This window comes from Pseudarthrobacter sp. O4 (assembly GCF_050157025.1).
Classification (GTDB): domain Bacteria; phylum Actinomycetota; class Actinomycetes; order Actinomycetales; family Micrococcaceae; genus Arthrobacter.
Genome location: NZ_CP189591.1, coordinates 2,300,208 through 2,312,749 on the forward strand (window position 1 = coordinate 2,300,208; position 12,542 = coordinate 2,312,749).

Annotated in this window: 10 protein-coding genes; 3 read left to right on the plus strand and 7 right to left on the minus strand. The window is 65.5% G+C overall.

All coding sequences use genetic code 11. The features are described 5' to 3' along the window. Window positions 1-34 precede the first annotated feature (34 nt). The 7 genes from ACQCSU_RS10595 to ACQCSU_RS10625 all read right to left on the minus strand — a co-directional run bounded on the left by ACQCSU_RS10595 (window position 35) and on the right by ACQCSU_RS10625 (window position 9,943). Window positions 35-1,546, minus strand: a complete 1,512-nt coding sequence (locus tag ACQCSU_RS10595; RefSeq protein ID WP_426979666.1) for a S8 family serine peptidase — start codon at window positions 1,544-1,546, stop codon at window positions 35-37. Window positions 1,547-1,752: 206 nt separating this feature from the next. After that, window positions 1,753-2,808 carry a Gfo/Idh/MocA family protein gene (locus ACQCSU_RS10600; RefSeq protein WP_426979667.1) on the minus strand — a complete coding sequence of 352 codons (1,056 nt, stop codon included), beginning with the start codon at window positions 2,806-2,808 and terminating at the stop codon, window positions 1,753-1,755. Between the two features lie 119 nt (window positions 2,809-2,927). Further along, complete coding sequence (locus ACQCSU_RS10605) at window positions 2,928-4,643, minus strand: ABC transporter family substrate-binding protein (protein ID WP_426979669.1); 1,716 nt, start codon at window positions 4,641-4,643, stop codon at window positions 2,928-2,930. Window positions 4,644-4,695: 52 nt separating this feature from the next. Next, complete coding sequence (locus tag ACQCSU_RS10610) at window positions 4,696-6,933, minus strand: dipeptide ABC transporter ATP-binding protein (protein WP_426979670.1); 2,238 nt, start codon at window positions 6,931-6,933, stop codon at window positions 4,696-4,698. Continuing rightward, window positions 6,930-7,946 (minus strand): ABC transporter permease, encoded by a 1,017-nt coding sequence (locus ACQCSU_RS10615; protein WP_426979671.1) that lies wholly within the window; start codon window positions 7,944-7,946, stop codon window positions 6,930-6,932. Before ACQCSU_RS10615 ends, ACQCSU_RS10610 begins: the two co-directional genes overlap by 4 nt. A 2-nt stretch (window positions 7,947-7,948) precedes the next feature. Continuing rightward, window positions 7,949-8,935 carry an ABC transporter permease gene (locus ACQCSU_RS10620; protein ID WP_354239109.1) on the minus strand — a complete coding sequence of 329 codons (987 nt, stop codon included), beginning with the start codon at window positions 8,933-8,935 and terminating at the stop codon, window positions 7,949-7,951. A gap of 363 nt (window positions 8,936-9,298) precedes the next feature. Further along, a complete protein-coding gene (locus tag ACQCSU_RS10625) occupies window positions 9,299-9,943 on the minus strand; it encodes a TetR/AcrR family transcriptional regulator (RefSeq protein WP_426979672.1) in 645 nt (214 codons plus the stop codon). Between the two features lie 123 nt (window positions 9,944-10,066). Here ACQCSU_RS10625 and ACQCSU_RS10630 point away from each other — a divergent pair, with 123 nt between their 5' ends. The 3 genes from ACQCSU_RS10630 (at window position 10,067) to ACQCSU_RS10640 (ending at window position 12,539) form a co-directional block, all read left to right on the plus strand. Next, the gene (locus ACQCSU_RS10630; RefSeq protein WP_426979673.1) at window positions 10,067-10,630 is read left to right on the plus strand and encodes an NAD(P)H-dependent oxidoreductase; all 564 of its coding nucleotides are present in this window, start codon (window positions 10,067-10,069) and stop codon (window positions 10,628-10,630) included. Window positions 10,631-10,757: 127 nt separating this feature from the next. Continuing rightward, entirely contained in the window at window positions 10,758-12,050 is a 1,293-nt protein-coding gene (locus ACQCSU_RS10635; protein WP_426979674.1) for a PLP-dependent aminotransferase family protein, read from the plus strand. 57 nt (window positions 12,051-12,107) lie between these two features. Further along, entirely contained in the window at window positions 12,108-12,539 is a 432-nt protein-coding gene (locus ACQCSU_RS10640; protein WP_426979675.1) for a universal stress protein, read from the plus strand. Window positions 12,540-12,542 lie beyond the last annotated feature (3 nt).

Genomic DNA, 12,542 nt, shown 5'->3' on the forward strand with positions numbered 1-12,542 from the left:
CCAAAACGGCGGTTACGGAGCAGTCGATTGCTGTTTAACCCCCGATGGCGCGGAGGGCGTTCACCTGGCCCTTGCCGTAGAAGCCGTTGTTACCCGTGCCGCCCTGGCAGACCTGCGGTGCACCGTTGGACGCGGACGGGAACGGCGCATACATCGTGGTCTCCGGGCAGGCCATGCCGTCGGCGGTGGTGCTGATCCGGGCTGAAACAGCGCCAGGGTTGCTCACACCGCTGCTGACCACGAGGGCAGCGACCCCGGCGACGTGCGGGGAGGCCATCGAGGTGCCCTGGAGGTAGCAGTACGCGGCACCGGCGTCGACCACCTTGAGCGATGCGGCGCAGGGCGCGGACGACGGCCAGGTGGACAGGACGCGCCCGTTCACGGCGGCGGGAGTGAGCTGCAGACGGCGGTCTCCGCCGGGAGCCACGACGTCGGCAGTGCCGACTCCGTAGCTTGAAAAGTAGGACTTGAAGCCCTTATTGCCGTTGGCCGTCACACCGATGACGCCCGGCAGTTCGACCGGGACCACGGCACAGGCGTTGGTGATCTCACGCGATACCGGCGTGGAGTCGTCCGGACTCATGACATCGCGGGTGGGGTGGGCGAGGTCGTCCGAGAAATTACCCTGGGCAGCAACGACTGTGGTGCCGCTCTGCTGGGCGAAGCGGATGGCGCGGCGTTCGGCCTCCCAGATCGCGCGCTGCTCCGGATCGTTCTTGCAGTTGAAGAGATATGGGTCCGCGAAGTAGCTGTTGTTGGTGACCTGGATGCCCTTGGCGGCCGCCCACATAAAGGAGCAAACGATCGCCTCAGGATAGAAGAAGCCATCGGCGTTGCCGGCCTTGATCCCGGCAATCTTCACGCCGGGCGCCACGCCGACCATGCCGATGCCGTTCTTGGCGGCCGCGATGGTCCCCGCGGTGTGGGTGCCGTGGCCGTTGTCGTCCATCCAGGCGGACGGGGACTGGTTTGTGACGCCGCCGACGCAGGAGACGCTCTTGGCGAAGTCGACGTTGGGTGCCAAGTCAGGGTGGGTGTAGTCGAGGCCAGTGTCGATGTCGCCGACCACCACGGAAGCACTGCCGCCGTTGAGGGCGCGGGCAGCGGGGGCCTGGATCTGGTCCATGTCCCATTGCAGGGCTGACAGGTTATCGTTTCCGGGGGCGGTTGTGCCCGGTGCAACCGGTGACTGGGCGTCGGTACTGTCCGCGGCGCTGTCGCCGATGGCGACCCCGAGGGCAGCTGTGGAGGCCGCGCCCTGCACCGAACCGTCCTGGGCCTTCAGCGCCGAGCCGAAACCGACGCGGTCCGACTTCACGATCGCCACCCCGATTTCCGGATAGCTGTGGACTACGGTTCCGCCGGCTGTCGCGACCGACTTCAGCGACGAATCTGAAACACCGTTGGCCTTGTACAGGACAACGTAGTTCTGCATTGAGCCGGTTGTGGCCTCGGCTGACGCGGCAGGATATGCCGTACCGGCCAACAAGCCCACTGCAAGGCCTACTGTGCTCAGCGGTGCAATGAGCCTTTTGAGTTTTTGCATAGTGCTGCTCCATTTCTGCCAGGGCGGCAGCACACGATAGCGGCCGGCCGCACTGGATTCGCTCTCCAATCGACCGAGGGCGTCTTTGCCGAAGGCCGCTTCCGGGGTTCACCCGACCAAGATTGGTGAAGACCCACGGCTTAGACCATAGTGACGCAAGTTACAGTTGTGAAGCCCTGCGGTAGATGAGCTTGGCCATTCCCCGCCTAAACCAGGGACCGGGCCTGTTCGATCAGCCGCAGGACTTCAACCGGGCCGGCAGGATCCACGGGGACGGGCAGCGCGGAGGCCGCGCCGCCGTCGTTGATCTTTTCCGCCAGGAGCCGGTAGAACTCCGGGTAGGCGCCACGCTCGGTGGGCAGCCGGTCCAGGTGGCCGTCCCGGCCCAGCATCCCGGCCCAGTCGCGGTCCTCGACGCCATAGTCCGGATCCAGCGGGCTGCCGCCGGCCACGATGAAAGGCTCCTGCGGGTCCACGCCGTGCTTGGTGTAGCCGCCCTCGCTGCCGAGCAGCCGGTAGCGCGGCCCCTGCTGCGCGCAGAGCATGTTCATCCACAGGTGGCTGGTGACGCCGGAATCATGCCGCAGGACCAGGAACACGTCATCGTCGACCCTCTCCCCCGGCCGCCGGGCGGCCAGTTCCGCGTGGACCACCGTGGCGGGTCCGAAAAGCTCAAGGGCCTGGTCCAACAGGTGGGTGCCGAGATCGAACAGGACCCCGCCGCCGTCGTCCGCCGTGGCGGACGCCTTCCAGGCCTTGGCGACCGCGGGCGACCAGCGTTCAAAGCGCGATTCAAACCGCGAGACGGCGCCGAGCACGCCGCTGGCCAACAAGCCGCGGACGCTCAGGTAGTCGCCGTCCCAGCGCCGGTTCTGGAAAACCGTGAGGACCCGGCCCAGCCGCTCGGCCAGGGCGATCAGTTCCTCGCCCTCGGCGCTGCGCACCGTGAAGGGTTTATCCACGACGACGTCGAGTCCGGCTTCCAGCGCGGCCTTCGCGAGCGGGTAGTGCGTGGCCGGCGGTGTCCCCAGCACCAGCAGGTCCAGGTCTCCGGCAAGCTCGAGGATCGCCGCCGGGGTGTCCACGATCCTGGCCCCGGGGAAGCTGGCGGATGCCGCGGACTTCCGGCCGGCGTCGGACGTGGAGATGACATCGAGGGAATACGCGGGGTCGGCCGCGATCAGCGGCGCGTGGAAGACGCTGCCGGAGAGACCGAAGCCGGCAATGGCCACACGGATGGTCCGGGGAGAATCTGTTGTCATGGCTCCTACGCTACCCCCGGACGCTCCGTGAATCCGCGGGTAGGACGGCTAAGGCCGGCGCCCTCCGAAGATTCAGGGACGCCGGCCTTTGCTGACCTGACTGGTTCTATTGCTGGGGACTACTTCTTTTCCCAGCCGAGGGTGGTCCAGTCCGGAACCTGGGACAGGCTCTTGAACAGGGACGGGCCGTAGTTGGCCAGGCCAGTGCGCACGAAGGAGATCTGCGGACCGTTCATCACAACACCCATGGAGAAGTACTTCGCCATGTGCTTCTTTTCAACTTCCATGGCCGCCTTGTTCCGCTCGGCGTTGTCGGAAATGGTGGAGAGCTTCTTGATGTCGGCATCCAGCTCGGCGTCGCCCAGTTCGTTCTCGTTGGTCTTGGAATCGTAGAACTGCTTGACGGAGTCGGTGGCGTCCGGGCCCACGGTGTAGCCGGAGACGCTGAGGAAGAAGTCGCGGCTGCCCAGGACCTTACCGAAGTCGGCGGAAGCGCGCTGGTCGATGCCGACATCCATGCCGCCGGCCTTGAGCTGGTTCTGCAGGGTCTGCGCGAAGGCCAGGGTGGTCGGGTCGTCACCGAAGTTGCTGATCTTGAAGGTGGCGGGAACGCCGTCCTTCTCCATGATTCCTGCCGCGTTGGCCTTGTAGCCGGCGTCGGTCAGGACCTTCTTGGCGGCCTCGGGGCCGGTCTCCGTGACGGGGTAGTTGTCCTGGTAGTACTTGGAGAAGGGCAGCAGCATCATCGATCCGGAGCTGGTTTCTTCCCAGTTCAGGCCGTTGAACCGGACCTTGCGCAGGGCTGCGCGGTCGACGGCGGTGAAGATCGCCTTGCGGATCGCGACGTCGGTCAGCGGAGCCTTCTGGGCGTTGAGGTTCAGGCCACCGGCGAACAGTCGCTGGCCGCGGCGGACCTCGGAGTCCTTGGTGCCGTCGAGCTGCTTGTACGGAGTGATGGTGTTGGCGGAGACGCCGTCGATTTCACCGTTCTTGAAAGCGGCGATGGCGGCGCTGGTCTCGAGCTGGCGGAAGATGACCTTGTCCAGGACCGGCTTGTTGCCCCACCACTTGTCGTTCTGGGCGAGGGTGACGGTCTTGGCGGCGCTGTCGTACTGATCCACCTTGAACGGGCCGGCCATCCACTCCGGGTGCAGGTCTCCGGTGAAGCCGTTGTTGAAGATCTCCGGGGTGTTCACGGCCGGGTGGACCAGGCCGGTGAAGAGGGAATCCAGCGGGTAGACCGGTTGGGTGGTGGTGACAATGACTTCCTTGTTGCTGGCACCGGCCTTGACGGAATCAACGAACTCGTACGCACCGGAGGTGACGATGTCGATGTCCTTGTTCTCGCCCTTGAGCATGTTCCAGGTGTTCTCGAAGGTCTTGACATCGATCGGCGTTCCGTCGTTGTAGGTGGCCTTCTCATTCACCTTGATGGTGATGGTCTGCTTGCCGTCCTTGACCTCGCTCTTGACGTCTTCGCAGAAATCCTTGTTCGGCGTGGCGGTGCCGTCGAAGTCGAAGTTCCAGCAGCCCCAGGTTCCGGCCTCGTCGATCGGGCGGTGCAGCGCGGTGTTGTCCGCGCTGTTGCCGTTGTTGGAGAACCCGTTGAAGTCCGGCCCGATGTTGCCCAGCGGCAGGGTGACGGTGCCGCCCTGTTGCAGTTCCTTGGCATCCTTCGCGTTGATGCTGATGAGCTTGGCCAGATCGCTTCCGGCGTCCTGACCCTTGCCGGACTCCGGGCCCGTGGCGCCGCCGCCGCCCCCGCCGCCGCAAGCGGTCAGTGCGAGAGCTGCCACGACGGCGGTAACTCCGCCGATCTTGGTCAGTTTCTTCATGGTGTTCCCTTCATTTTTGGTGCGAGTTGTGATGCGTAGGTGGTTCGGTAGCTCAGGTGGTTTCGTGGACAACAAGCATGTCCGCGTCCAGTTCGCCGTCCGGGTAGAAGCAGGCGAATTGCTGGTCTGTGGGGGCTGGCGGCGCGGTCCTGCGGCCGGTGGAGGCCCCGGGCGCCGCTGCCGTTTCCAGGTGCGGCTCGATGGTCAGGCACTTCTCCTGCTTCGCGGGAGGCAGCGCGGCAAATATCGGGCAGCGGGAGGCGAAGTTGCAGCCCTTGGGCGCATCCAGCGGCGAGGGCAGGTCACCTTGCAGGATGATGCGTTCGCGGGTGCGCTCCAGCTGCGGGTCCGGGACCGGGATCGCGGAGAGCAGTGCCCGCGTGTACGGGTGGCGCGGGTTGTCGAAGACGCTGTCCACATCCCCGATCTCCACGATCTTGCCCAGGTACATCACGGCCACGCGGTTGGAGATGTGGCGCACCACGGAGAGGTCGTGGGCCACCATGAGGTAGCTCAGCCCGAGTTCCGCACGGAGCTGGTCCAGGAGGTTGATGACGCCGGCCTGCACCGACACGTCCAGGGCGGACACCGGTTCGTCCAGCACCACCAGCCTGGGGTTCACGGCCAGGGCGCGGGCAATGCCGATGCGCTGGCGCTGGCCGCCGGAGAACTGGTTGGGGAAGCGGTTGACGTGGTCCGGCTGGAGTCCCACGAGTTCCATCAGCTCCAGGATCCGCTTCCGGGTGGCCTGCCTGGTCATCCCGGCGTTCTCCAGGGGCTCGGCCAGGACTTCGTAGACGGTGAAGCGCGGGTCGAGGGCGCCGGTGGGGTCCTGGAACACCATCTGGAGTTCCTTGCGCATGGCGCTCCTGGTCCTGGCGTCGGAGGCGGCCTTGTTGCTGAGCCCGCCGATGATCACCTCGCCGTCCTGGTCCTTGTGGAATTCCATGATTTCCAGCAGTGTGGTGGTCTTGCCGCAGCCGGACTCGCCCACGATCGAGAAGCACTCGCCCTCGCGGATGTCGAAGCTCAGCCCGTCCACGGCCTTGACCGTGCCGATCCGCCGCTTGATGAGGGCGCCCTTCATCAGCGGGAAGTGCTTCTTGACGTCTTTGAGCTCCAGGACCGCCTTGCGCTCTTCGCGGGGGATGGCGTCGAAGCGCGAGACCGGAACGGCCGGGGCCTGGAAGATCTCATGGACGTCCGCCTCCGCGCCGAGGGAATCGGTCTTGATGCAGGCGGCCTTGTGCTCCATCGCGCCAATTCCGCCGCTTCCGCCGACCGGCCAAAGTTCCGGCTCGCCCTGCAGGCAGGCGTCGCTGGCGAGGGGGCACCGCGGCGCAAAGGAGCACCCGGTGGGAGTGTGGATCAGGTTCGGCGGAATGCCCTCGATCGGCACCAGCGAGGTCTTTTCCGCTGTGTCCACGCGGGGCACCGCGCCCAGCAAGCCCATGGTGTATGGCATCCGCGGGTTGTAGTAGATGTCGTCCACGGTGCCGGTCTCCACCGGCTTGCCCGCGTACATCACCATGATGTCGTCCGCCATGCCGGCGACCACGCCGAGGTCGTGCGTGATCATCACGACGGCGGCGCCGGTTTCCTCCTGTGCGGTGTGCAGCACCTCGAGGACCTGGGCCTGGATGGTGACGTCGAGCGCCGTCGTCGGTTCATCGGCGATGAGGACGCGCGGGTTGTTGGCGATCGCGATGGCGATCATGACGCGCTGGCGCATGCCGCCGGAGAACTCGTGCGGGAAGGCCCTGAGCCGGTCCCTCGGGCTGGGGATGCCCACCATGGCGAGCAGTTCGACGGCGCGGGCCTCCTTGGCCTGCTTGCTCATGGTGGGGTTGTGGACCGTGAGCGCCTCGATGATCTGGTTCCCGACCGTGTAGACCGGGGTCAGGGAGGACAGCGGGTCCTGGAAGACCATGGCAATGTCCTTGCCGCGGAACTGGCACATGGCCTTGTCGCTGAGTCCCAGCAGTTCCTTGCCCTTGAGCCGGACCGAGCCGGTGATCTCCGCCGTAGGGGGCAGCAGGCCCATGATGGCCATCGAGGTGACCGACTTGCCGGAGCCGGATTCGCCCACGATCCCGAGCGTCTTGCCGGGCAGCAGGTCAAAGTCAACGCCGCGGACGGCGTGCACCACACCGTTCTCCGTGTTGAAGCGGACATTCAGGTCGCGGACGGAAAGCACCGCATCCGTAGGGGCATGCAGTCCGGCCACGTGCAGCCGTTCGGCGGGGTTCATGGCGGTCAATTCGGTGTTGGCGGTGATTTCGCGGCTCATTGGTTTTTCTTCTTTGCGGTCTTCTGTGCGCCGTTCGCCTGTGTCTTGCCCGTACGGGCGCTGCTCTTCTTGGCGCGGCCAACGGAGCTGGAGCTGGGATCGAAGGCGTCGCGCAGGCCGTCGTTCATCATGGCCAGGGAACCGGTCAGCAGGAACATGACGGCCAGCGGAACCCAGAACATCCACGGGAACGTGGACACCTGGGACGTGGCCTGGCCGATCAGTACGCCCAGACTGACGTCCGGGACCTTGATGCCGATGCCGATGAAGGAGAACGCGACTTCCGCCAGGATGGCGCCGGTCACGCCGCGGGTGATGTCCAGGACCAGCAGCGAACCGATGTTGGGGACGAGGTGCCGCCAGACGATGCGGCGCGCCGGGATGCCCATGTACTGGGCGGCCTTGACGAAGTCACGCTGCATGAGGGACATCGAGAGGGAGCGGATGAGGCGGGCGGTGCCCATCCAGCTGAAGACCAGCAGCACGACGATCAGCAGCAGCCAGCTGGGTAGCGTTTCCCGCAGGCCGTTTCCGCCGCCGCTTGTGGCCACGGCCACGACGAGCAGCGCCGGCATCATGATCAGGGCTTCGAGGACGAACAGCATGACCTTGTCCACCTTGCCGCCGAAGTAGGCCATGGTGCAGCCATAGACGGCGGCGATCAGCACCGAGACGAGGCCGACGATGAGACCGATCAGGATCGAGACCCTGGTGCCCTCCACGGTCAGGGCATAGAGGTCGATCCCGGCCTGGGAAGTGCCCAGCAGGTGCTCCCCGGACGGCGGCATGCCGATGTTGAAGGGGTCGAGGGTCTCCTTGTCCCAGCCGGAGAAGAAGCCGCCGACAAAGGAGAAGAGCGTCACTGCCAGGAAGATGACCAGGCCCGCTACGGCGGTCCTGTTGCGCAGGAAGCGCCGCAGGATGATGGTGGTCTTGCCGATCACAACGTCGTTGTTCTCGATTTTTGCCTCGTCGGCGATGGCAACCGGGTCGATGGCGTTCAGGTTGGTCATGGTTACTGCACCCGCACTCTCGGGTCGACAAGCGTGGTGGCAAAGTCAGCCAGGATAGCGCCGATCGCGAAGATCACGGAGCCATACGCGAGGGTCGCCGTGGCGGCGTTGACGTCCTGCAGGGCGATCGAGTCGATGGACCAGGCTCCGACGCCGTGCCAGGCAAAGATCTTTTCCGCGAAGAAGCCGCCGGCGAAGATGGCCGGGATGGTGAACGCGATGCTCTGGGCCACGGGGATGAAGGAAACACGCAGGGCGTGCCGGGTGATGGCCTGGTTGCGGGTCAGGCCCTTGGCCCGGGCCGTGCGGACAAAGTCCGCATTGACGTTGTCCAGCAGGTACTGGCGCTGGGCTATCTGGTAGGTGCCCCAGCCGACGATCGTGATGGCGAAGGTAGGCACCGCGTAGTGGGCGAGCATGTCCAGGAACTGGACCCACCCGTTCCCGTCCAGCCCGGGGGTGGAGATGCCGGTGACGAAAAATATCCGTTCGCCCACTGTCTCGTTGACGTTGATGGCGCCCAGCTGGACCAGGAAGTAGGCGATCGGCGCGGGCACGATGTACACAAGGTAGCTGTACGAGGTAATGACGCGGTCCGAGAACTTGTACTGCCGTGCCGCGGTATAGACCCCCAGGGCGACGCCGATGATCAGGGTCAGGATGATCGAGGCCAGGAAGAGCCGGGTTGAGATCCAGACCCGGTCACCGAACTCGGCATTGATAAAGGCGCCGTTGGGGCTGCGCCCCCAGTCCCAGCGGGTGACGATCCCGGTCAGCCAGTCCACGTAGCGCTCCCAGGGGCTGAGCGTCGGATCGAGGCCCTTGAGCCGGAAGGAATTGGTCACCTGCTCGGGAGTGGGCCGCGGGATGCGTTCCTGTTCCAGCAGCGCCGGCTGCAGCGTGCTGACCGCCAGGAAGTACCCGGCCGTGGTGGTCAGGAAGATCATGAAAACGTACGTGACGGCGCGTTTTGCGAGATATCGGAGCATGGCGCCTCTAGTTCTGAATCGCCGTTGTCCGCGCAGGGCCGGAGGCTGCGGGGCGGCCTGCAACGGCCTGCCTGCGCGCCGGATTCCTCACAAGATTCACGACGTTGGTCCTTCCGTAGTCCCCCTTCAGCAGGGGGTTTCCGCTGCCGATCAGGGATCTTGGCCAGCGGGTGTCTGGCCGCCCGCACGCCTTTCGACAATAGTCCTGGTGGACTATGTTGCGGGTCACATTCCAGAGGAAACTACCACATGGACACAGCCACCAGACTCGCTTTGACGGCAGAACCGCAGGTCTACCACCAGATCGTTATGAATAACTCCCGGCACTGGATTGACTGGCAGTGCCGGGAAATCCGGGCTAGTTTACGCCTTGCCGACTACGCGCGAAACAAGCTCGCGCCAGGACTCGGCGAGGCGCTCAGGTGCTATCCCATGCACCCTCACGGCGTGCAGGAGGCGCTCCGGCTCCAGGGTTGCACTCAAGGAAGTGGCCATGAGCCAGGGGTCGGCAGTCACCCCAGCTTCGCGCAGCAACATTTCGAGATGCCGGTGCCAGAGCACGGCGGCCGGCACGTCAAAGCGGTTGTAGGCGGAGACATCCGCGGCCCGTGCCAGTTCGCCGAATTCCAGCACCCAGGCAATGCGTTCGACGCCGAACGCGACGAGCCGTTCCAGCGGTGGGGCGCCGGGGCCCAGCGGCGGCGGGCCGAAAATGAACCGGCCCTGGAAACCGGCTTCAGCATCGCTGAGCAGTGTCATCATGAGCCCGGCGCGGCTGCCGAAGCGCCGGAACACGGTGCCCTTGCCGACGCCGGCACGCTGCGCGAGCGTGCCCATCGTGAGGCCGTCGACTCCGCATTCCTCGATGAACTCCCGGGCGGCACGGAGCAACAGTTCGCGGTTCCGCGCGGCGTCGCTGCGTTCGGATTCGCCGACCGGAACCGCGCCGGGCCCGGTGCCGGGGCGGGCGCCGGGCCGGGCGTCGGGCCGCAGTGGGATTAAGCTCACACCGCTCATTGTAGCCCCGGGAATATTAACCGGACCGCAGTCCGTTTAGCATCAGTGAAGGCCCAAAGCCTCGCATGATCAGCCAGCCGCAGGAACACCGCGGCGCGATACTCAGGAGTTAACATGTCCAAGAACACTGTCCTTACCCTGGTCGGCAGCCTCCGCGCCGGCTCCACCAACCAGAAGCTCGCCGAGGCCATCCAGCTGAACGCGCCGGAGCAGGTTGAGGTCCTCATCCACGACAGCCTCGGCAACATCCCGTTCTACAACGAGGACCTTGACGTCGAGGGCCAGGTGCCCGCCGCGGCAGCCGCCCTGCGCGCCGCAGCCAACGATGCCGACACCCTGCTCCTGGTCACCCCGGAGCACAACGGCACCGTGCCCGCCTCGCTCAAGAACGCCATTGACTGGCTGTCCCGCCCCTTCGGTGCCGGCGCCCTCAGCGGCAAGCCGACCGCCGTCGTCGGCACCGCTTTCGGCCAGTTCGGCGGCGTGTGGGCGCAGGATGAGGCCCGCAAGGCTGTCGGCATCGCCGGCGCCCAGGTCCTGGCGGACGTCAAGCTCGCAGTGCCGGGTTCGATGGTGCGCTTCGCCGAGGTCCACCCGAAGGACGACGCCGAGGTTGTCGAGCAGATCAAGGGCGTCTTCGCAGCGCTGGAAGTCTCCCGCACCGTTTCCGCAGCCTAGTCCGCGGCCCCGCTTCAGCTTTAGTCGCCCCCGGCAGCCTCAGGTTGCCGGGGGCGTCTTGCGTCCGGCCGCTATTTTTGTGAACAAACGTTTCCTGTGTGGCAACAAGGGTTGTATTCTGGAAAATGTGACCCACGAAACACTTGATGCCGCCGCAGAAGTACTTCCGGCCGAGGCAATTGACGCAATCGAACGTGCGGCTACGTCCGCCCACCGCCACGAGGAGCTTTTCTCGGAGCGCGCAGCAAACATCAAGCAGTCGGCCGTCCGTGATGTCTTCGACATCTCGATGCGGCCCGGACTCGTCTCGCTCGCCGGCGGGAGCCCGTACCTGCAATCACTCCCGCTGGAGCGGCTTGGACAGACCGCGGCGAAGATCATCGCCGAACAGGGAATGACCGCCCTGCAGTACGGCGGCGGCCAGGGGACGGAAGAACTCCGGACCCAGGTCTGCGAGGTCATGGCCGCCGAAGGAATCCTCGACGCCAAGCCCGAAAACGTCGTGATCACCGCCGGGTCGCAGTCCGCCCAGGACGTCGCCACCAAAGTGTTCTGCAACCCGGGCGATGTGGTCCTCGTCGAGGACCCCACCTACGTGGGCGCGCTGAACACCTTCGAGGCCTACCAGGTGGAGGTGGCCACGGTCCCGATGGATGAGGACGGCATCATCCCGGACCTGCTGGCGGCCAAGATCGCCGCGCTGCAGACCGCCGGTAAAAACATCAAGTTCCTCTACACGATCCCGAGCTTCAACAACCCCTCCGGCATCACCTTGTCCCAGGAGCGGCGGCAGCAGGTCGTCGATATATGCCGCAGTGCGAATATCTTGGTCCTGGAGGACAACCCCTACGGCCTGCTTCGCTTCGACGGCAAGCCGTTGACTCCTCTCCGCGCCGCCAACCCGGACGATGTCATCTACATGGGCTCCTTCTCCAAGATCTTCGCCCCGGGGCTTCGGATCGGCTGGGCCCTGGTGCCGGCCCATCTCCAGCGCCGCTACTACCTCGCCTCGGAGGCCGTGACTCTCTGCCCGCCGACGCTGAACCAGATGCTTGTCTCCGCCTACCTGCGGGACTACGACTGGCGCGGCCAGATTGAAACGTACCGCGGACTTTACAAGGAACGCTGCGATGCGATGCTCGCGGCCCTCGAGGAATATATGCCCGAGGGCCTGAGCTGGACCCGTCCCGAGGGAGGATTCTTTGTCTGGGTGACCCTGCCCGAGGGTGTGGACAGCTATCCCCTCCTGACGAAGGCGATCGACGCCGGCGTGGTATTCATTCCCGGTGCGGCATTCACGCATTCGGATGAACCGTCCAACAAGATCCGTCTGGCGTTCAGCGCCGTTCCGCCGGACTCCATCCGCGAGGGTGTCCGCCGGCTGGCGCCGGTCCTGCGGGAAGCCGTCGCAGCGTTGTAGCCTGAAGCATCACGGAAGCATGGCCGAAGACGATCGTTGACCTCAAGGAGCATTTTCATGACCGGAATTATTGTTGTCGGCGTCGATGGCAGCGAAACAGCCCTGAAGGCGGCGCAGACCGCCAAGGATCTGGCCGCCACTCTCGGCGCTACCCTCCACGTGGTCAGCGCCTTCGACAGCGACAGGACCGAGGTCTTCGGCAGCGGCAGCGACAAGTGGATTGTCTCCGATGCCGGTGAGGCGGAAAAGGTCGCGAGGAGCGTCGCGGACAGCCTCCGCACGCCTGCGGTCAACGTCACCTACGCCGCGGCCCGGGGAAAGCCCGCCGAAGCCCTGATCAAGGAGGCCGAGCGTGCCGGGGCCCGGATGATCGTGGTCGGCAACAAGCGCATGCGCGGAATCGGCAGGGTGCTCGGGAGCGTTGCGAACAGCGTGGCACACAACGCCCCCTGCGACGTCTACATCGCCAAGACCGACTCCGGCGACTGAGCC

Bases quoted from the DNA above. Each gene is read 5' to 3' on its own strand.
- ACQCSU_RS10595 (WP_426979666.1), bottom strand. From the start codon at position 1,546: ATGCAAAAACTCAAAAGGCTCATTGCACCGCTGAGCACAGTAGGCCTT.
- ACQCSU_RS10600 (WP_426979667.1), bottom strand. From the start codon at position 2,808: ATGACAACAGATTCTCCCCGGACCATCCGTGTGGCCATTGCCGGCTTC.
- ACQCSU_RS10605 (WP_426979669.1), bottom strand. From the start codon at position 4,643: ATGAAGAAACTGACCAAGATCGGCGGAGTTACCGCCGTCGTGGCAGCT.
- ACQCSU_RS10610 (WP_426979670.1), bottom strand. From the start codon at position 6,933: ATGAGCCGCGAAATCACCGCCAACACCGAATTGACCGCCATGAACCCC.
- ACQCSU_RS10615 (WP_426979671.1), bottom strand. From the start codon at position 7,946: ATGACCAACCTGAACGCCATCGACCCGGTTGCCATCGCCGACGAGGCA.
- ACQCSU_RS10620 (WP_354239109.1), bottom strand. From the start codon at position 8,935: ATGCTCCGATATCTCGCAAAACGCGCCGTCACGTACGTTTTCATGATC.
- ACQCSU_RS10630 (WP_426979673.1), top strand. From the start codon at position 10,067: ATGTCCAAGAACACTGTCCTTACCCTGGTCGGCAGCCTCCGCGCCGGC.
- ACQCSU_RS10640 (WP_426979675.1), top strand. From the start codon at position 12,108: ATGACCGGAATTATTGTTGTCGGCGTCGATGGCAGCGAAACAGCCCTG.